The following is a 21,310-nucleotide window of genomic DNA, read 5'->3' as shown; positions in this document are numbered from 1 at the left end:
ACATTCTCCTTTCTTACTTGCATTGGAGCTGTTCTATGAAAGTTCAAGAGCTTGGATGGAAGCTGTTCGCGTGGCGAACAGCCTTTTTTAGCGGGGTTTTATTGGATTCATGTAGAAACGCGAAAACTTCCTGTAGAGAAGCGAGTATGTTAGGTAGCAGCATGCCCTTTCTTATAGAAGAAACTCAAGTTGTTGAGGTAGAATGCCCAATTCTTCAGGTAGGAATGCGCGACTTCTTGCGTGCTATACTGGAGCCAAAGCTAGTTAGCTGATGAGGAGGGCTGGACATGTTCCTGAGTATTCTTCTTTTGTTCGCAGCAATCGCCGGCATCGTCTATGGGACCCGGCAAAAGAATGAGAAATGGATTGTGGGATCGACGGTTTTATTGGTGGCGATCTTGCTGTTCTATGTTTATATCTACTTTTATTTTATGCAAACTTCTTTCTAATTATTGTGTGCGTGCCAGGCACGCACACAATTCTCACTCAATTCCCGCATAATCTACCAGCACAGCAAACCCGCCTTCTCGGGAGAAGGCGGGTTTGTTTTTTCTATGGCACGAGCCGGTTGACTACCGGTAGTTTTTGCATGGCCAGGATGATGCCGAATGAGATGATGAATATCAGCAGCCAGACGAGCGGTACGCTGATGATGGGATTGAAGGTAGTTTCATTGAGCCCGAAGAATTTATTCAGGTAAATCTGGATGAGCGGGTGGATGACGTAAATGCCGAATGTGGCGGTGCTGATCCGGGTGATCAAGGCATTCGGTTTGATTTTTTTGCTCATGTGCTGGAAACCGATGAAGATGAACAGCGTGATGAACAAGGCGTTCGGGCGGTAATGCTCGTAGAAGAAGTCATCGAATTCGTCTGCGGGCAATCCGGCGTTCAGGTAATAGGTCCCCCATAGCGTCACGAAGTAGCTGGCGATGGCAAGTGCGCCGAGCGGCAGCAAATATTTTTTCGGTACGGGGTAGAGCACCAGGTACGCGCCGAGCAGGAAGTAGCCGATGTAGGGTTCGAATAAACCAGGCGTTAAAGCGAGTTCAAATTCAAAGAACTTCGGCAGAAACGGCAGGAAGCAGGAAAAGATGATCCAGAACAACAGGAAGGCCTGGAAGGTTTTCTTGTCCATGTGGACGACCAGCAGTTTCAGGAACGGCGCCATGATGTACAGGCCGGTGATGGTGTAGAGGAACCACAAATGGTAATAGATGTCGTCGGTCAGGAACTGGACGAGGATCTCGTAGGCGGTATAGGATTCCTCTAGTTCGTAGATGTTGTAAAGCGTGTAGATGAAACTCCAGAAGATGAGCGGAATGACGACTTTCGACAAGCGCTTTTTGAGGAATTCACTGACGCTTTCTTCTTTGTCGCGCGTCAGCAGCAACGCGCCGCTGAGCATGAAGAATACCGGCACGCACCAACGCAGGCCGGCATCGAACATATTGGCGAAATGCCAGATCCAGTCGTCGGTGGTGGTGGTGTTGATGATTTTTGATACTACATGGATGCCGACGACCACGAAAATCGACAAGACCCGCAGCCAATCCATATAGTCGTATCTTCTGGCCATGTGGGCAACTCCTTTTTATGTATAGGTGTATGTTATTGTGTGGGTGCCAGGCACCCACACAATTCAATTCTCTTTGATTTCCTTCATCAGTTTAGCGCGTTTTGAGGCTGCAATCCAATACGAATTGATTACAAGTGTATGACAAGCGTTATTGCATCAACTGACGGCACAGGATATCGATTTCTTGACGGCGTTCGTCCAGCAGCTGTTGGCCGAGTCCGACGAGGGCGTTGAGGTTTTGTTCGGAGCCGTCATCGAGTTGTTCGGTGCCCGGCTGCAGAAGCTCGATCTGGAAGCGGTAATAGCGCTTTGCCTCGTCCCGTTCGGGCAGGACGAAATCCAGTTGGTAATCGACGACGTCTGAGCTGCCGTCCATGAGGATGTACCAGAGCGGACGCGCCCAGCCGAGCAGCCCCCAGGTTCTGAAGCGCTCGAAATCGATGCTGAGCTGTGGATTTCCCGTTCCAAGCGATACCACCAGCAAATCCTCGTCCGGAAAAAGTTCTTTGGCTTCGGCGTAGGCGCACATTGCCGGGTTGTTGGCGAACACGGCACCGTCGATAAACGTCGAGTCGGGGTATTCTTTGATTTTCTTCGGCACAAAATAAGTCGGCGCGGCGCTTCCCGCACGCGCGACATCCCTCATGAGCACGTCTCTTTCGATTTTCTTCGTCCGGATATCCCCGCTCTTGAAGAAAGCCGTATAGCGCCCATGGATTTCGTAGCTCGGAACCACTACGTTCACTAATGCCTCAGACAGCATGGCATGCCCAAAGTATTTTTTCAATGCTTTTTCCAGTGCCCGTGCGTGGTAGCGCCGCGTGAAAATGCCGCGGGTGATTTTGAAGAACAGCGATTTATCGAAGATTTCATGGGATTCTTCTAAATAAAATTGCAGAAGCTGCGTTGCGGTATAACGTGGTTGTGTTTCTATTTTTCTATCCGGTGCGACCAATCCAAGCGCCAGGATTCCGCCAGTGGATGTTCCGACAACCAGATCAAACAGTTCGGCAATCGGCTTGCCGGTCTGTTCTTCGATTTCTGCCAGCACCATCGCCGGGATGATGCCCCGGACTCCCCCACCATCAATGGCAAGAATTTTCCTCATTTCCACACCCACTTTCGAAATTTTCTAATTATTTTAATTGTAAGAAGTTTACTGGTTTCTGTCAAAATTGGCTGAATAGAAATTATCGTAACCTAAGTTTTCTTATAATTTAGATAGCATTTTATTTTTTTAATAAAAAATTGCGCCACATTTACCTTGAACTAATATTGCCAGCTTTGTCTAAAATAGCTTTGTAGTTTTTTCGCTTTGCATAGGTAAAATAAAGCTGGCAGGATTTTAAAATTTGGATTTATTAGGAGATTTAACGTAACAAAGAGCCTGCTTTTTTAAATAAAAACCCGATTTTCAAAGAAATAAACCTTTTTTTCATTTTTTTCGTCTGCTTTAAACCTTGATATATAAGGGTTTTTAAGGCTGAATTCTTTTTGTTATACAACTGTAATATAACTGCAATTGAATTGACGTTGTTTTTAAACCGTTCTGTCTATATAGTAAATGGCAGAGCAAAATATTATTAATTCATATACTTGGATAATAAAAACTGGAGGAACCAACAACAATGAAAAAACTAGTCTTTACTTTACTTGCAGCCGGATCATTGCTATTTGCTAACTCAACCACGGACGTACAAGCAGCACAAACTACACAAAACAACGTATCTTCATCATATGAAACTTCTGAAACTGCTACTGTAGAGCAAGTTGCCGCAAGCAAAGCAACTGCCAAATCAGGCACATTCAAAATGAAATACAACTCAAACGTTCGTGCGGATGCAGGAACAAAATACAAAGTCGTTACAATGGCTAAAAAAGGATCAATCGCAACAGCGACTCACCAAAAGAAAGTCGGCAAAGCGACTTGGTACAAAGTGAAAGTCAACGGTAAATCAGGATGGGTTCTAAGCACATTGCTTACTAAAACAACTGTTAAGAAAGCTTCTGTGAAAACAGCTTCTTCCTCTTCAGTCGTTTCAGCAGCACTTGCACTTAAAGGCATTCCATACAAATTCGGCGGCACGACGACTTCAGGATTTGATTGCAGCGGATTTGTTCAATACGCATTCAAAAAAGCAGGCAAAAACGTATCACGCACAACGACTTCACAGTACGCTGAAACTTACAAAGTCAGCAACCCACAACCAGGCGACTTGGTATTCTTTGCTAACACGTACCGCGCTGGAATCTCTCACGTAGGGATTTACATCGGCAACAACCAGTTCGTACACGCAGGCGGAGCGAAAGCAGAAGTCAAAAGCATGAACGATCCATACTGGGGCAAGAAATTCCACAGCTACAAGCGCTTCTAATCAAATAGGTATCTCAAAGGGTGACCCGAATGTCTGCTGATAGCAGATATTCGCAGGTCCCCTTTTTTATTTGGTTTTTTGTTGAGGAATTGCGTGGGAATTGTGCGCGTGCCTGGCACGCATACAATTCCTACCTGAACTATTGGAGCCGTTATAAGGATAAGTCATCCTTCTACCTGAACTGGTTGCTCCTTTACCTGCACTTTCTCCATCCTTACCTGAATTCCAGCTGTTTTATCAAGTTCAAGCCCGTGTAATGGAAGCTGTTCGCAGCGAACAGCCTGGGATAGGGAGCGACACTTTCTAACAGAAAATGGCTCACACCGAGTGATAGATCTCACCCACTGGATACCTTATTTGGCCTCCTATTTGCACGAAATCCGTGTAGAAACGTAGAAACTGCATGTAGAGAAGCAAACGGATGAGGTATAAGCATCACTTCTTTTCGATAGAAATGTGACATATGAAGGTAGGACTGCCAACTTTTCATGTAGAAACACGAAACCTTCATGTAGACTCCCTCACTTCTCAAGCGAGAGCGAGAGCGCGTGCCCTACCGCTGCGGAGCGTTTCCAAAACCCCACTCCATCTATCTCCTTCACAAATAAAAAAATGCTTGTATCCTCCACACACCAAGCTGAGCCGCGTCACCGGAGCGGGTGGAGCAATAAGACTGGCAGCGTTTTTCAGCTGCCCGGCTTATTGCGGGAGTCCCCTCCAGAGCGGCCGAAGCGATTTATAATTGTGCGCGTGCCAGGCACATACACAATTCCCGCACCATTTAAAATATAAAAAAGCAGGCCCACGAAGTGAGCCTGCTTTTATTTTATTCGCTTACAATATCCTCGATTTGATAATCTCCGTACTCATCAATAACGACTGTGTAGATGCCTTCGTGTGACACTGTTGCCGATTCGCCGCTTGTTTTGTCGTGGTAGGTGAAGTCGGCTTCGGCCTCGACGGTTGCGCTGTCTTCATTGATTTCGATGGCGGTGATGGTTGGCTCGACGGTGTCGTAGATGCGGTCCAGGTTTGCGTTTTCTTCGATCAGCTCGGCGGATTCTTCTTGTGCTTCACTGCCTGGCAGAACAAACGACAAGTAGTAGGTGGATTCCGCGTCGTTCAGCGTATAGGGAATGATTTCGTAATAGGCGGCAATGAAGTTCTCGAGCAAGTCTTCCGCAAAATAGGCATCTTTGACATCCTGCAGGACGACTTCCTCTCCTTCTGGAAGCGTCGGGTTTTCAACCCACTCGGTCAGCTGGTCCCAGACGCTGTAGATGGGGATGGTGTAGCCGGAGCCCGGTTTTTCCTCAAGGATGATCGAGTTGATGCCAAGGATCTTGCCGGTGTCGGCGGCAATGAGTGGCCCGCCGCTGGAGCCCTGGGATATTTCTGCACTCATTTCATAGAGGCCTGTGTATTCGAATTGGTCCATGAAGTCGAGATCGGTTGCGGTGATTTCACCGGTCGTGGCTGTATTGCTTTGGTCGCCCGGGCTGCCGATGGCGACAACGGGTGTGCCGATATCGACAGGTTCCATTTCAATTTCCAGAGGCTCTTTGCCGGCCAGTTCGGTGACGCGCACAAGAGCGAGATCCTGTGTCTCGGAGATGCCGATGATGTTGCCATTGAATTCCTGGCCGTCGCTGTTTTTCACAGTCACGTAGGACGCATCCAGCACTACGTGTGCATTGGTCAGGATGTCGCCTTGGTTGTTGATCAGGAAGCCGGAACCTTGCTCAAGATCCGTGTAGAGCGTGTAAACATGCGTTTTAGCGTTGGCGATCATGGAAGCAAGCTCAATTTCGGCTTCAGGGATCTGCTGGCTCGTTTCTAAGGGTTCAACCGGCTGTTGTGTTGCAGTTTCGGGAAACGGATCTTCTGAGCCCAACAGCAAATAAGCACCGAGGCCGATCACCAGCAGCAAGACGATCGACAAGGCGGCGATGATTCGATTGGTGTTCTTCATCTTCTGTGATGGTTGTCGGGTCATTGCAATCAACTCACTTTTTTCATTGTGGTTTTAGTATAGACGGACAGATTGACTGATAGTTTCATTCAAATAGCATTTTGTTGAATTAAAAATTGGATTTGTTACAGACCTTTTCCTTTTCAACGGCTTTACCCTCTTTTCCTTCTATTATAACCATCTGGCGAATTGTTTGGGTGCCAGGCACCCAAACAATTCACAAACAATTCCACGAGAAAAAAGCCAGGAGAATTCCTCCCGGCTTTTCAGTCTTTCACCAGATCCTTGATCAATTGTTCCGTGGAGTCGTAGTTGGCGCGTTCCGCCAAAAAGAAGCGCACCGGGTCGCCTTCCCGCTCCGGATCGACCAGCACCAAGTCGACGGTGGTCAGTTTAGGCGTGATGCTGTCGAAGAAACCGAAAAGGGCGTCCAGGTCCTCTTCGAGTTGAAGGTTCTTTTGGCTAAGCTGGCCCGGTTCGAAAGTGACGGTTGCCAATAAATTGGTGCAGTCTCCGGTGTCATTCACTTCCTGGCAGCTGATCCATTGGTCTTGCCACTGGTCATAAAAGCGGAAACGCCCGGTTTCTGCTTGAGCAGCCGCGTCCTGCCATTTGGCTTGCATGCGGTCGCTTGCCGGACCCAATTCACTGAGGAGTCTCTTGGTGAGGTATGCCTCTACTTGTTCGGCACTTTGAATGCCATCCATTTCACGCAAGTCCATTCCTGTAGCGGAATTGTCTTGCCGGCTCGCTATCCGGATCACTTGGATATCCAAATTGTTTTCTCTCACGAGTCCGAGAAGTTCCGTCAGCGCTTCAATTTCAGCCGTTTCGTGTGTTTCGTAACTGTATGCGCTGTCCAGTGTGAGAAAGCGGACCTTGTCCCCTGTTGTGATTTCCTTCAAGAGATGTTCGACCATTTTCCCTTCTGAAGGGGCTGTGAATCCGAGTTTTTCCAGCTGCGGCAACAGGTCTTCAATTTGTTGCTGCGTTTCATGGGTGGCGAGGACAACTTGATAGTCGTCGCGGTAAATGGTGGCATAATTGTCCACATGTTCGGTGACGGTGAATACTAAGTCTTGCTGGCCTTCAAAAGCCATTTGATAGCTATGTCCGTCTACAAAATTCGCTTCGGTTTCATCGATGATTTTGGCTTCCATGCCATATTTCTCTTCGATAAATGCCTTCATTTCCTGGTCTTCGGCCTGTGATTCAGCATGTGAATCTTTAGCATAATTGAGATAGATCCAAACGATCACCCCGATCACCAGCAATACGCAAACGCCGATGATTATCAGGCAACCGCTCAAAATTCCAGGGAGTTTCTTTTGCATAGGGTTTCCCCCCTTTTTTCTTCTATTATATATTGTTTGGGTGCCAGGCACCCAAACAATTCTCGCTCAATTCAAGATCCGCCTGTTCGCAGTACAACAAATAACCTGCAAGGCAACTGGAATGAGGGAGCGGCAAAATGGTGGGCAGATACGTTAAATCGAGGAATTCATATGGGGAAAAGAGAGAATCTGCATAGTACCGATAGGAGCTGTACCGATATTCTCTCATATCTTTCACCATCGGCTCAGTAGTATTAATGGGGTTCCTGTGGATGTAGCGGCTGATGGCAAGAATGCTTTTATGCGTGATGGCTTTGCCGGAGTAGTAGCGGTTTTCGTAAAAGTAACCGCTATAATTGTATTTCTTCTTGTAATAATCACTGTACCGTTTGTTGATAAGGGCCATCACTTTTCCCAACGGCACTTCGGGCGACCGCAGCAACATATGATAATGGTTGGTCATCAGGCAATACGCCAGAATCGTAAAAGGATGTTTAGTATGGACATAGGTCAATATTCTGAAGAAAGCGGCTTTATCTGCTTCTTCTTGAAAAATCGCCTGCCTGTTATTGCCTCTCATGACGACGTGTTCATATGCATCCGGATTCCAAATGCGCCGGTTTCTTCCCACTTTATCACACTCCTCCTTTGAACCTTTTTTCTATAATAGAAAGAACATCAATCCCCGTCAATTATTGCAAAAAGGGAACAACTTATATTTAAGGATGGATAAAGAGGTCAAAAATGGGTTTTCGCCATTAAAAACCGTGAAAATTGCCGGATTCTGGCTTCAAAAGTTTTTTTTGAATTGTGTTTGAATTGTTTGCGTGCCAGGCACGCAAACAAAAAGCCGGGAGGATTTCCCCCGGCTTTTGTTCATGCTTTACTTTGTGATGGTGAAGCTCTCTTCCGTGATATGTCCCGCTGCGTCCACCACTTTCAAGGTAAAGTCGTTTTCGCCGGGTTTGCTGACAGGGACGGTGATGGTAATGTCTTCGTTGAATGCTGCTTCGCCGTAAGGCTCTGTCATGTCGTGGCTGTAGACTTCGCTGTCGGTCAGGTAGACCTTGATGGCGTCCATATTGTCTATCACGTTGAACGTCACTTCAGCGCTGTCTTCGCCCGCTATGGTTTCCGGCACATCGAGCAGTTCGATGGCAGCCGGCTGCGTGTCGACCAGTACTTGGCTGCGTATTTCAAGGTTATTGCCGGATTCGTCGATGGCTTGGACGAAAATGTCGTGGCGGCCATCGTCGAGCATCAAGGTATGATCGAAGAAGAAGCCGTCAAAGCGATCGGCTTTTTCGCCGTTGACTGTTACGGAAACAATGCGTGAGCTGTCTTCAATGATGCCGAAGACGCCGACTTGACGGGTGTTCGATACTTCAAACAATCCCGGATAGATGAGGCTAATGGCCGGTTTATCGGTATCGGCCGCTGCACCGGTCAATGGAACTTCCGTTCTATTGCCAGCTGTGTCATGGAAAACGGCTTTCAGGACGTCGCCTTCCTTGATGTCGACCGGCACGACATAACTTTTGGTGCCTGGAGCCAGTGATTCGTCTTCAAAGGTTTCCTGGTCTTCGGTCAGCTCGACGCCGTTATGGAATACTTCCCAACGGTCAGGTCCACTGCCTGCTGCGTTATCCGCAAAGCTCGATACCGTCACTGTTTTGGTTTCTTTATTGAGTGCTGCGACTGCTGCCGGAGACACGGTGTCGACCAGAATCGGCATCGTTAAGGTTTGCCATTCCGCATCCGGATAATCAATGACGGCGCGCATCTCAATCTGGTACTTGCCGTCCGCCACCGGTTCGCCGAGCACTTCCCCGTTCCATTCATTGAGCGGATCGTAATAATACGGGAAGACTTCCGAGAAATTCTTGATCAGGTTTTTGCCGGTCTGCAAGGTCCGCAATTTCTTGCCGCTTTCATCCAGCACGTTCACTTCCAATTGTTTGGCGTTCCGCAGTAGGGAAAATACCGGAATGACCGACTCCCGACTGCCGTCGCCATTCGGTGAAAAGGCGAAGCGTTCGGGCACGAAGCCTTGCTGGTGGCTGCCGCCGTTGATGATCAGGCCGAATTCATCGGTCAGGAATGTCGTTCCGTAAAACGTTCCGGCATCCCATGCCACATCATCGAAAATCGGTGCATCGTCCCATCCGCCGTTAAAGCCGAAGTACGGCACAACAAGTGGCGTATTGCCGCTCGCTTCTTCATTGCCATCGTTTAGGGTAATAAAGCCGTCAATGAAAAATCCATTGGTGAACGCCGCGAATTCAGGGCGTCCCTGCAACGCCGCGGCATCGATCATCACTTCGATTTCCGCTGTGCCGTTCGCCGGCACTGTCACGGTTTCGGGTGCGGTGATGTTAACCAGGTCCGTGACGACGTTCGAGCCGGAGCGGTTCGGGTCGGTGATGTCGATTTTGCGTTCCGGATGCTTTGTGACGTAATCGGTTTGGGCATTGACGTCCACGGCGTAAGTCGCCGCTGTATCCGAGAAGTTCATGGCCTCCAGTGTGAAGGTCATCCGGTTATTCCGGATTTCCTTCAACGCGACTTTGGCCTCTCCCGTGCGCTGGTCTGTCAGCATGACGTCTGTGGACAGCGCGTCATGCAATTGCATCAGCCCTGCTCCTTGGCGGCGCGGCGACACAAATTGGCCCGCCACCAATTCCACCGGATTGGCCGTGTTCATCAGCAGGGTTTTTGCAAATTCCACGCGGTCCCTGCCCTCTAAATCAAGTTCTTCGATGCGCTGGAACATCAGCGCCGATCCCCCTGCCACATGTGGCGCAGCCATCGATGTACCGCTCATCAGACCGTATTCATTGTCATTGAACGTCGAGAAGATGTTGCCGCCTGGGGCGGTGATTTCCGGTTTGAAATCCAAGTTCGGCGTCGGCCCCCAAGAGGTGAAGTCACTCATCTTGCCGGCATTCGGGTTCGCCATTTCCAAGTTTTTGCCGTCAAAGACGACGGTTACTTTTTTCTTAGCATCCAATGCCGCTTTCATGGCCAGTCCATCCGCCTGAAGCGTCGACATGAACGGAATAGTGATAAACGCATCGGCTTCCATATTGACCGGTCCGGTGGTGTTGTTGTAGATGATGACGCCTGCCGCACCCGCGTCTTGTGCCGCAAGCCCTTTCTCCGCGAACGAAATGGTGCCGCGGGCAATCAAGGCGAATTTGCCTTTGACGTCTTTCCCTTCAAAATCCGCGGGCTGGCCAAGGCCGGCATAGACCACTTCATGTGATTTGGCCGGCAGGTTTTCCGGCTCGGCTCCATTTGCCAGCAAGTAAAGTGCCCGCCCTGCTTCGGTACCGTCTACTTGATAAACAAAGCTGTCAGTGGTGATGACGCTGTTTTCAAATGAAGCGACGCCCAATGAATCAATGGAGATGCCCGGATTTCCGACCAGGCCGTAATCCTGGTTTTCTGCAAACGGTGCCAGGAATCCCGATCCCCGCAAGTCTTCATTTCCTGCAGAAATGGCGACCAGGATGCCGTTATTGGTGGCGCGTTCCACCGCCTGCTGCTCAGGGCTCGACGTGTCGACGAATCCAGCCGTTGCCCCGAGTGACATATTGATGACGTCCGCCCCCAATTTAATGGAGTCGTCGATCGCTTTGATGTAGATATCGCCGAACGTCGAAGCCGAATTGGCGTCATTGCCGAAGACTTTCAAAGCCAGCAATTGCGTTTCCGGCGCAACGCCTTTCAGCCCGCCGTTTGTTTCATTGCCATTGGCGCCGATCGTACCCGCCACGTGCATGCCGTGCATCGATGCGTTTGGTGCGATGTCTCTGATTTCCGTGTTGGCGTCCATGTAGTTGTAGCCGAACGGCACTTTCGGCGTAAAGAATTTGCCTTCTTCAATTTCACTGTTCGAGACAAATGATTCCACTTCCGCCTGCGTCAACGCAGCCGTGGTGTTATTGGTCAGCACCATGTCCTGATGCGTTGGGTCGATTCCCGTATCGATGACGCCGACGACCATGCCTTCTCCTTTAAAGCCGTAATCACGCCAAGCCTGCTGCGCCTGAACGAGCTCTTTGGAGTATTTCATGGTCGGTTTGATGTCCGGCCGCTTGTACTCGGTCGCTTCGTATACGGCTTTGACGTTCGGCAGCTCGGCAATTTTCGCTACCTGTCCTGCCTCGACTTCCGCAGAAAAACCGTTGAAGACAGCCGTGAAGGTTTGAAGAAAATCAATTTTCGGCGCCACGTCCGTGATGGCTGCCTGCGCCGTTTCCTGCTTGGCTATAGCTGACGCTTCGATCTGCTGTTTCTGGTTTTCGGGCAGCTCTTTGTAGAGCACACCCTTTGCCGTCGCCGTTTCAATGGTCGGCTCTTCCTGCAGTTCGATGATGACCCTGATATTCTCTTTCGGCGATTCCGGCTTCAGCAGCGTCTGGGCAAGCTTGACTTCCGAATCCGGTTCCGGCGCCGCCGCAACTTGCGCGTTGTTGAAGCCACCCAAGCTGCTGACCATTAATAATAAAATCGCCAGTCTGATTAACACTTTCTTCATATCTATTCCTCCTTTAACTGGATTTCTTATCTAAATTATCAAATAATTAAGTCAACTTCATTTTTCCAGTTAATCAACCAAAAGTCCATGGTTCCAAAGCTATCTTATTTGTTAATTCCCTTCGAATTTTTTAGGTAGTTTGGGTTTTATGCGGCTCTGGTTTTTTCCTTTTTTTAGTGGAGTGAATTGTGCGGGAATTGTGTGCGTGCCTGGCACGCACACAATTCTATAAGGCGCTTCGCTCGCTTGGAATTGAAAAGGTTACATGTGGGTTTTGAGGTTATACTGGATGAGTTTGAGTTCTACATGAACTATTTGGGTTTCTACCGGAGTTAGGCGATGCTTCTACCTTAACTAGCCACTTCTCTACATGCAGTTTCTTCATTTCTACATCAATACTGGAATAATATGAGACAAAATAGCATTCATAGTGGTTGAAAGATCGATCGTTGGTGTGAGCTAAGCTTCAATAGAACGCATTGCTGCTTATGCCCGGCTGTTCGCCATGCGAACAGCTTCCAGCCATGGGTTTGAACTTTTAAAGTACAGAGGAGTGTAGGTAGAGAAGTGGATTATACAGGTAAGAGAGCAACTTGTTCAGGTAGAAATTGTGTGCGTGCCAGGCACGCACACAATTTCTACACAATTTCGCACATAAAAAAAACAAGCAATCAAAACGCTGATTGCTTGCCTGTTTTTGTGACGATTCTGTTAATCCAGAAGCTCCATCTTTTCGAGTGAGCGGTAGAGGACTACTGCTGTTTCTGCTCGTGTGATTTTTGCTTGCGGATCGAAGACGTTGCCTTGGCGACCTGTGATAAGTTCTAGTGCATATGCTTGTGATACAGCTTCAGCTGCGTATTTAGAGATTTTCGCGCTGTCTGTGAATTTGTGTTTCGTGTTTAAGCCTTCAAGCAGGGATGCTTCCTGGTATTTCACAGCGCGCATGATCATGACGGCTGTGTCTTGGCGGGAAATCGGTGCTTTCGGGTCGAACTTGTTGCCTGGCAATCCTTGAACGATGCCCGCGCGAGCTGCGGCTTCGATTTCTTTGGATGCCCATGTTTTGCCTGGGCCCGCGTCTTTGAATTTGCCTTCGTAGTCTTTCAGCGGCAATTCAAGTGTACGTGCCAAGAGCGCTGCGAATTCTGCACGTGTCAGTTCCGCTTTTGGTGCAAACAAGGTATCGGTCTTGCCTTTGATGATGCCTTGTGAAGCGAGTGCTTCGATTTGGGTTTTCGCCCAATGCGATTTGATGTCTGTGAATGTCACTTTCGATGCTTTCGTGATCGTAAATGTCTTTTCAGAGACATGTCCACCTGCATCTGTAACTGTCACTTCGTATTGGTTGGCACCGATTTTCTTGACTGGCACTTTGACTTTGATGTCTTTGGTGAAGCTTGCTTTGCCGTATGGCTCGGACATGTCTTTTTTGAAGACTTCGCTGCCGTTTACGTACGCATAAATTTCATCCATATTGTCTTTGATTCTCAAGGTTACTTCCGCTTCAGTTACATTGGCACCTACCGTTTTCGGTGCGTTGACGATTGAAATGGCAGCCGGAGTTGTATCCACCAGGATCTGGCGGCGAAGCTCCATTTCATTGCCGAACTCATCCACTGCTTTGACCGTTACGTACTGAGAGCCGTCTTTCAATGAAACCGTGTGTTTGAAGTTGGTACCGTCAAATTCTTTCGCTTTGACGCCATTGACTGTCAAGGAAACGATTTTCGAATCGTCTTCTACACGGCCAGCGACAACCACTTCTTTCGTATCGTATGTTTCCAGTGTTTCCGGTGAAGTAAAGAAGATGACCGGTGCTGTTGTTTCATTTTTTGAACCTGCTGTCAGGTTGACTTCTTTTTTATTGCCAGCGATGTCATAGAAGACCGCTGTTACTTTGTCGCCCGTTTTGACAGGTGCTTCCACTTTGTATGAAGTGGTTGTTGGCGCTAATGATTCGTTGGCTGGCGTAGCCGCGTTTTCCGTGACTTCTTTACCGTTGACGAATACTTCCCAACGGTCTGCGCCAGCGCCTGATGCGTTATCCGCAAATTTTGTGACAGTCACTGTTTTGGTTTGTGCGTCATATTTGGCTGCTGCTTCCGGAGCTACCGTATCCACGATAATTGGGAAACTGATCGACTGCCATTGTGCATTCGGGTAATCAATGACTGCGCGAAGCTGGATCTGGTACTTTCCGTCTTTCGCCGGTTTGCCGTCGATCATTCCGTCCCAGCCGTTAAGCGGGTTGAATGTGTAAGGCTCCGTTGCTGAGTAATGCTTAGTCAAACTTGAAGCGGTACGGATCGTGCGCAATTTCTTGCCCGCTGCATCCAGAACGTTTACTTCAAATTCTTTGGCGTTGCGGATCAATGAATAGACAGGCACTGCCATGTCCTGCAAGCCGTCGGCATTCGGTGAAAATGCGAAACGTTCAGGAACGTATTTGCCGGCATGTGTGCCGCCTGTGATATCATTTCCTTCGTCATCCGCCAATAGTGTAATGCCGTAGTAAGAATCGGCATCCCATGCAAATTCGTCGAAGATGCTGGCATCGTCCCATCCGCCGTTAAAGCCGTAGTAAGGAACGACCAATTCCGTGTTGCCAGTTACAGCTTCATTGGTGTCAGTCAACGTGACAAACCCGTCCACGAAGAAACCGTTTTTGAACGCTGCGTATTCAGGTGTTCCTTTAAGTGCAGAAACATCGACTGTTACTTTGATTTCTTTTGTTCCGTTTGCTGGAACCGTGATTGTTTCAGGAGCCGTGATGGCCACTTTGTCTGTTACGACCGCTGAACCACGGACGTTCGGATTGGTGATATCCGTATCTGTTGCTTTTCCTGCTACTACTTCTTTTTCTGATTTATCCGTTTGGACGTTTACATCCACGTTGTAGTTCGCTGCTTCTTTAGAGAAGTTTTCAGCTTGCAAGGTGAAGGTGAATTTATCGCCGACGATTTCTTTCAGCGCCACTTTCGCGTCGCCTGTTGCTTTATTCGTCAGCATCACGTCTGTTGAAAGCGCATCATGCAATTGCATCAAGCCAGCACCTTGGCGGCGTGGAGAGACATATTCGCCTTTTGCGAATTGGACTGGATCTGCTGTGTTCATCATCAGGTTTTTCGCGAATTGAACGCGCTCACGCCCTTTTAGGCCAAGCTCTTCAATGCGCTGGAACATCAATGCCGTACCGCCTGAAACGTGAGGAGCCGCCATAGACGTTCCGCTCATCAAGCCGTATTCATCGTTGTTCAAAGTCGAGAAGATGTTGCCGCCCGGAGCTGTGATTTCAGGTTTGAAATCAAGGTTCGGTGTCGGACCCCAAGAAGTGAAGTCACTCATTTCACCAGCACTTGGGTTTTGAATATCAAGATAATCGCCATCAAAAGATACAGTCACCTTTTTGCCTGCATCCAATTGTGCTTTCATTGCCAGACCGTCTGCTTGTAAAGCGGACATGTACGGAATTTTGATAGCTGGATCTGATGCCATGCTGATCGTGCCGGTTGCGTTGTTATAGACGATGACGCCGATCGCGCCAGCTGCCTGTGCAGCCAAGCCTTTTTCAACAAAACCGATTTCGCCGCGGGAAACCAATGCAAACTTACCGGCAACGTTCTTGCCTGCATATTCAGCTGGTTTTCCAAGTCCGACATCCACGACTTCGTAATTGGGATTCGGCAAGTTTTCCGGGTCAGCGTCATTGGCTAGCGAATAGATGGCTTGGCCAGTTTGCGTCCCGTCTACTTGGTAATTAAAGCTTTTCGCAGTAATTTTATCATTTTCAAACGATGCCACACCAAATGAATCAATTGATGTGCTTGGTGATCCTGTCAAACCGTAATCCTGGTTATCGGCGCGCGGGGCAGCATAGCCCGAACCGAACATATCGGAGTTACCTGCTGAAATGGAAACCAGGATACCGTTGTTTGTCGCTCTTTCAACTGCTTTTTGTTCCGGATTTGAAGAATCTACAAATCCTGCAGTGGATCCAAGGGACATATTGATGACGTCTGCACCCAGTTTGATCGAATCATCGATCGCTTTGATGTAGATATCGCCATAAGTCGACGGGTAAAGCGGGTCGTTGCCGAATACTTTCAGCGCCAATAATTGCGCTTCCGGAGCAACGCCTTTGATGCCGCCATTTTCTTCATTGCCGTTCGCCCCTACTGTTCCGGCAACGTGCATGCCGTGCATAGAAGCTTCCGGTCCTAGGTCAAGGATTTCGTTGTTGCCATCCATATAGTTGTAGCCAAAAGGCACTTTAGCTGTGAAAAATTTACCTTTGTCGATGGATTTGTCAGCCAATAACGCTGCTACATCGGATTTTGTGATGTCGCCTGTTTGGTTGTCCGTCAACACCATGTCTTTGTGGCTAGGGTCGATTCCTGTGTCAATGACACCTACAACCAGGCCTTCGCCTTTATAGCCATAATCTGTCCATGCTTGTTGAGCCTGGACCAATTCTTTGGAATATTTCATTTCCGGTTGAACTTCAGGGCGCTGGTATTCAGTCGCTTCGTAGACTGATTTGACGCCGCTCAAGTTCGCGATGTCTCCAACTTCGCCCGCTTCCACTTCTGCGGAGAATCCGTTGAATACCGTAGTGAAGTTTTCAAGATATGTAATGCGCGGAGATACGGAAGCAATCGATACTTGCACGGATTCCTGGCCCGTCACAACTGCTGCTTCCAATGTCTCTTTTTGTTTGTCAGGAAGATTTTTGTATAAAACGCCCTTTTCAGTAGCGCTTTCAATCGCCGGTGCTTTATCAAGCTCGATGATCACACGTACTTTTTTATCCGGGTCTTCCGGATTCACGAATTTTTCAGGGATGTTCAATTCCCCTTTTTTCGACTCTGTACTAGGTACGTTCGATGAGTTCGTTGCAGCTGAGACCCCGGTCAGGCCAAAGACAGCTGAGCTGAATGTCATCATAAAGACCATCGCCAGCAATAAAAACGGTTTGAGCTTCGTCAATGTGTTTCCCCCTTTATTCTGATTCGCAATTGTAGAGAATCTTTACAATTGCACAACAACTTAAATTTACCATAATTTTTCAATGTTGCAAATATTAAATGGGGTTTATTTCATGTTAAAGAGGCTGATTTAAGAGGAATTTGCTAGATATAGCTTGATATTATTTAGTTTCTCGAATTAAAAAAATTTTTTTTGTAATGGAGTGTTTGAATTGTGTGCGTGCCTGGCACGCACACAATTCAGTGGAGCGATCTTTGTTTCTGATTTGTAGTGAGTGATGGATCGCTTCTATATAAACAAATTGTGTTTCTACCTTCACTTTTGGAGTGGCTACTTGAATATGTCATCTCCCTACCTGACCTGATTGCTCTTTTACCTGCACAATCCGCATCTTTACTCATGCTTCACTTGTTTTAAAAGCATAACTCACACAGTGATGGAATTCTTACCCATTGAGCATGTCCCATCTCATTTCTACGGAATTCATGTAGAAAAGTAGAAACATCATGTAGAGAAGCAACTAGTGAAGGTAGAGTCATCATCTTTGTACGGTAGAACCCCAAACTCATCCTGTACATTGACAAAACTCACAAGTAATCTCTTTAATCCCAAGCAAAGGCGCGTGCACCATCGCTGCCAAGCATTTCGAGAACCCCACATCCCCTATCTATTCCAAACAAAAATAGAAATATGCATCTTCCCCACACCAAGCGGAGCTGTCCGGCTTATGGCGGGAGTCCCCTCCAGAACCGTCGAAGCGCCTTATTGAATTGTGTGTGTGTCAGGCACACACACAATTCCAGGCACGCTTGCAATTCAAACACATAAAAAACAGCCAAACCCGATTGCATGGGTTTGGCTGCACATATGGAGTCTATTTCTTCTTGGCTTGGCCTTTGTTGGTGACGACAGTGTAGTTCCCCAGCTCGTTGACGCTGAGTGTGAATGTGTTGCCGTCGAGTTGGCCTTGGATGATTTTCCATTTGCCTTTGTTGTCTTCACGTGCGCCGAACTGGACTTTGATGTCGCTTGTGGTGTCGAATGCCAGTGTTACCGGTGACGTGAATTTCACAGGCAAGTTGGTGCCTGCTGCGTCAGTGAGTGACAAGTCGATTTGGTTTGTTAAGGTTGGGCGTTTGTCGACTTCTGTTGCGTCGTCAACTGCCACATCCAGTACAAATCCTTCTCCTGCTGCTTTTGCCAGTTGCTGAAGATTTTCTGCTGATAGTGTCAAATCGGCTGTCGGCATGTCGATCAGCAAGTCTTTTCCACTTTCCAGCAGTTCTGCAACTGTTCCTTCCGTGAAGGTAATCGCCAATTCTCCGCTTTCATCCGGTTCGCCTGCAGTGATGACTGCCTGCTCTCCAGTGAAATCAGGGTCGGCTTGTTGTTCACCCGGAACTTGTTCCTTTTCAAATGCGATTTGCGCAAGCAATGGATCGTGATCCGATGCGCGGCCATGCTGTTCCATGAACATGGAGTTGATGTGGACCATGTCCAGTTCCGTGCGGCCTGCCATATTGTTTGTCACCAAGAGGTGGTCAAGCACCTGTGAATTCCCTTGGTAATAATACGAATAACGGTCTTCCAGTGGCACATCTTCGACTTTATTCGTTAAAATATCGCCTTTCAATGCCGCAAGTGCCGGTGTGAATTCGAAATCGTTCATGTCGCCTGCAACGATGACGTTCAAGTCTGGATCTTGTGCAAGTCCTTCTTCAATAAAGCCGTTGATGGCTGTTGCCAATTCGATGCGCTCATCGACTGAGCCCAGGAATGGCGGTTGGTTCTTGCCGAATAGCGGCTGGTCTCCGCCTTTTGAGTTCAGGTGGGCGCCGATCACGACAACTTGTTCACCTTGGAATTCGAATTGTGCAGCGATCGGTTTGCGTGTGTTCGGCATAGCGATCGGCTGAACGCGTCCCGGATTCAAGGCCAATTCGCCGTCGATCCATGAATTGTCTTCCGTTGCTGTACCTTTTGTTCCTTCTGAAAGGGTGACGCGTTCAGGGTTGTACAAATAGCCGACGCGGATATTTCCGCCTGGCTCTCCGCCGTCTTTATTGTATTCAGGCGCAATGTCCGTCCAGGCATAAGTCGGACCGCCTGCAGCTTTGATGCCGTTGATCAGGCGCTCGTAGCTTGCCGTTGCGTCACTGTTCCCTGAAGTAATCGGGCCGTCGTTGTCCTGTACTTCCACCATGACGATGATGTCCGGTGAGTTCAGGTCTTTGACGAATGACTCTGCGATGCGCTGTGCTTTCGCGTTGGACGTGTGGTTCGGATCTGCAGAGAAGTTCTCTACATTATAAGCCGCCACTGTCAGTTCATCTTCTTCTTTAGAAATCCATGTTTGTTCCGGCTTCGTCCCGCCGTCTACAAGTTCTGTAAGATCGCTTTCTTCAGCCCAAATTTTGTAGTTCCCGAAGCCGAAACCAAGGACGCCTACAGGAGTTCCGGCAAATGAATCACCGGACTTCGCGATATAGTTTTCATTATCGATGCCGAAAGCAATGCGTTCCGGGTTGTAATCGTCTTCTGCAATCAACACGCCGCCTTGTTTATGGAAATCGTTATTGGTCGCATTTTTGGAAACGACGATCACTTCGCCGTAGCTCTGCGGTCCGACGATTTGTGCGTCTGCTACGCCAACGCGCATAAGTTCAAGCGATTCCCAGAAATCAATGCCATCTTCTTCTGGATTAAACTCAGTCAATCCGTCATTGTCGATAATCTTAGTTGGTGGGAATACGTCTTTACCGATAAGAATCGGTTCAGGAAGTGGCGCAGTTCCTGTCTTCACTGCGTCAGTTGCACGGATGCGCGTGATCGGCAGGTCGTTGACTTTCATGTCGGAATAGCCTTCCTGGAAATGTTCTTCCACGGTTCCGCTGATTGTGACCACGTCACCGACGTTCAGGCCGCTTGAAGCTTTGTTGACCATGATGGCTTCTGAAGTCGTCAAATCTTCATCCGGGTTGGTGTCTTGGATGACGAAGTTTGCAGAGTTGTAGAGATGCGTCACGACGCCAACGATTTCATTGACAGCGACTCCTTGGTAATCCGAGTAATGGCCTTCGCCTTGGATATCACGGATTTTCAAGTCCCCTGTTTTCAGGACGGTGTATTCGAACGTGAAAATCTCTGACGTTTCGTCAGCAATTGCGATGGCTTTGATTGCTGTATCTTTAGTCAGTTCGATTGGTGCTGTGTATTCCGTGCTTGCAGCAGTCGGTGTCGAGCCGTCAAGCGTGTAATGGATTGTTGCATCTTCCCATCCGGATGCTAATGTGATTTTTGTGCCTTCAGAAACGACACCTGGGAATGTATCGGCATAAACAGCCGGTTTATTGACAAGTTCAAAACTGTCAAAGCCAAGCGTTTTCACTTGGTAAGAGTCGTTGAATTTCGAAGCGATTCCGTTTACATGAATCAAATCGCCTTCTTTGTATTGTTTCGTAAATTGCTCGAAAGTGAATCCGTTGCGGTTGTCGTTGCGGATCGTGACCGCTTCGCCGTTTTCAGCAATCGCCGAAAACTCAAACGTACCGAAATCGTTCACTGATTTAAGGCCGGTAATCGCAACGTTTTGCAGTTCGATGCGCTCGCCTTGTGTCTCTTCATTGACACCAGTTGGCGCAACGGTTTGAACCGCAGGCAGTTCGTTGTTGGAAGAAAGAACTTCCACTGTGTTCGGCTGCAATTGAAGTTCGCCGCTGTATTCAGAAACTGTGCCCGTCAAACGGACCGTGTCCCCCGGTGCAACGGTTGCACTTGATGTGTAGACATACAGTCCAGCCGTATCGTCTTGAACGTAAAAGGCATTCCCACCCCAGAATCCTGTCCCTGTTGTGACTGTAGCTTCAACTTGGATCAGTTGGCCTGGCATCGTGCGTGCTTCTGCCAATGAAGCGACGACAGCCGCTTCAGGTGGTGCTTCACCTTCGGATAGAATGGTGAAAGCGGAAGCCGAGCGAAGTCCTGGCACTTGGAAATAGGCACCCAACGTTCCCGTAATCGTAACTTCAGCTTTAAAGTTAGCCGGATTGTCGACCAAATTCACTCCAGCACGTGTTGCCCCTGTCGGCAATTGAACCGGAAGGATTTTTGCCGGATCGGTTTCATCCGGAGAATCGGCCAGCCCTACATTGGTAGCGCTTGTAAATGGTGCTTCCTGGTCATAATTTGTTCCACTAACCGCGACACCCACGATAAAGCCTTTTACTGTGGCCGCACCGGAATTATTGGCAATCGCTTCAGCAACCGTAATCGGCTCTGCCGCGTCTGCTGTAACCGCCATATAGGGCAGCATTGCCGATAAAGCCAAAATGAGGCTTAGAAAAATCTTACTGACTGCATGCTTGGACAAGTTCTTCACTCCTAATCAATGAAATATCACTTCTATTACGCTGTACGTGTAAACTATTGCGGAATATAAATAGAAATAGAATTTTTCTAAACTTTATCCATACATTCATAAAAAAACAGCTTTGCTGCAGGTATCGCCGGCAGCAAAGAT

General features: G+C 48.3%; 10 protein-coding genes. 2 read left to right on the top strand and 8 right to left on the bottom strand.

Features of this window, described 5'->3' with window-relative positions; genetic code table 11:
* Positions 1-287 precede the first annotated feature (287 nt).
* Positions 288-449, top strand: coding sequence for a hypothetical protein (locus tag IRE19_RS01750; protein WP_203339097.1), 162 nt, complete (start codon positions 288-290; stop codon positions 447-449).
* A 103-nt stretch (positions 450-552) separates the two neighbouring features.
* On the opposite strand, the gene IRE19_RS01745 is transcribed toward IRE19_RS01750, so the two are convergent.
* Both IRE19_RS01745 and IRE19_RS01740 read right to left on the bottom strand, forming a co-directional pair.
* The gene (locus tag IRE19_RS01745) at positions 553-1,578 is read right to left on the bottom strand and encodes an acyltransferase (protein ID WP_203339096.1); all 1,026 of its coding nucleotides are present in this window, start codon (positions 1,576-1,578) and stop codon (positions 553-555) included.
* A gap of 148 nt (positions 1,579-1,726) precedes the next feature.
* Entirely contained in the window at positions 1,727-2,686 is a 960-nt protein-coding gene (locus tag IRE19_RS01740; protein ID WP_203339095.1) for a patatin-like phospholipase family protein, read from the bottom strand.
* A gap of 520 nt (positions 2,687-3,206) precedes the next feature.
* Between IRE19_RS01740 and IRE19_RS01735 the strand changes: the two genes are divergently transcribed.
* Positions 3,207-3,953, top strand: coding sequence for a C40 family peptidase (locus tag IRE19_RS01735; RefSeq protein ID WP_203339094.1), 747 nt, complete (start codon positions 3,207-3,209; stop codon positions 3,951-3,953).
* An 826-nt stretch (positions 3,954-4,779) separates the two neighbouring features.
* On the opposite strand, the gene IRE19_RS01730 is transcribed toward IRE19_RS01735, so the two are convergent.
* The 6 genes from IRE19_RS01730 to IRE19_RS01705 all read right to left on the bottom strand — a co-directional run bounded on the left by IRE19_RS01730 (position 4,780) and on the right by IRE19_RS01705 (position 21,160).
* Positions 4,780-5,949: a S1C family serine protease gene (locus IRE19_RS01730; RefSeq protein WP_203339093.1), complete on the bottom strand. Its 1,170-nt coding sequence runs from the start codon at positions 5,947-5,949 to the stop codon at positions 4,780-4,782.
* Positions 5,950-6,191: 242 nt separating this feature from the next.
* Positions 6,192-7,259 (bottom strand): hypothetical protein, encoded by a 1,068-nt coding sequence (locus tag IRE19_RS01725; protein WP_203339092.1) that lies wholly within the window; start codon positions 7,257-7,259, stop codon positions 6,192-6,194.
* 25 nt (positions 7,260-7,284) lie between these two features.
* Positions 7,285-7,890, bottom strand: coding sequence for a transposase (locus IRE19_RS01720; RefSeq protein WP_203339091.1), 606 nt, complete (start codon positions 7,888-7,890; stop codon positions 7,285-7,287).
* Between the two features lie 252 nt (positions 7,891-8,142).
* The gene (locus IRE19_RS01715) at positions 8,143-11,802 is read right to left on the bottom strand and encodes a S8 family serine peptidase (protein WP_203339090.1); all 3,660 of its coding nucleotides are present in this window, start codon (positions 11,800-11,802) and stop codon (positions 8,143-8,145) included.
* 711 nt (positions 11,803-12,513) lie between these two features.
* Positions 12,514-16,791: a S8 family serine peptidase gene (locus tag IRE19_RS01710; RefSeq protein ID WP_203339089.1), complete on the bottom strand. Its 4,278-nt coding sequence runs from the start codon at positions 16,789-16,791 to the stop codon at positions 12,514-12,516.
* 874 nt (positions 16,792-17,665) lie between these two features.
* On the bottom strand, positions 17,666-21,160 hold the full coding sequence (locus IRE19_RS01705; RefSeq protein ID WP_203339088.1) for a DUF8508 domain-containing protein: 3,495 nt from the start codon (positions 21,158-21,160) through the stop codon (positions 17,666-17,668).
* Positions 21,161-21,310: the final 150 nt, after the last annotated feature.

The sequence above is a fragment of the Planococcus beijingensis genome, from assembly GCF_016820615.1.
Taxonomy (GTDB): domain Bacteria; phylum Bacillota; class Bacilli; order Bacillales_A; family Planococcaceae; genus Planococcus; species Planococcus notacanthi.
The sequence above is the reverse complement of the archived record's forward strand: the minus strand, read 5'-3'. Positions and strand labels throughout refer to the sequence as shown.

Excerpts from the sequence above, each read along its gene's own strand:
- IRE19_RS01750 (WP_203339097.1), top strand. The coding sequence starts at position 288 with ATGTTCCTGAGTATTCTTCTTTTGTTCGCAGCAATCGCCGGCATCGTC.
- IRE19_RS01745 (WP_203339096.1), bottom strand. The coding sequence starts at position 1,578 with ATGGCCAGAAGATACGACTATATGGATTGGCTGCGGGTCTTGTCGATT.
- IRE19_RS01740 (WP_203339095.1), bottom strand. The coding sequence starts at position 2,686 with ATGAGGAAAATTCTTGCCATTGATGGTGGGGGAGTCCGGGGCATCATC.
- IRE19_RS01735 (WP_203339094.1), top strand. The coding sequence starts at position 3,207 with ATGAAAAAACTAGTCTTTACTTTACTTGCAGCCGGATCATTGCTATTT.
- IRE19_RS01730 (WP_203339093.1), bottom strand. The coding sequence starts at position 5,949 with ATGACCCGACAACCATCACAGAAGATGAAGAACACCAATCGAATCATC.
- IRE19_RS01725 (WP_203339092.1), bottom strand. The coding sequence starts at position 7,259 with ATGCAAAAGAAACTCCCTGGAATTTTGAGCGGTTGCCTGATAATCATC.
- IRE19_RS01715 (WP_203339090.1), bottom strand. The coding sequence starts at position 11,802 with ATGAAGAAAGTGTTAATCAGACTGGCGATTTTATTATTAATGGTCAGC.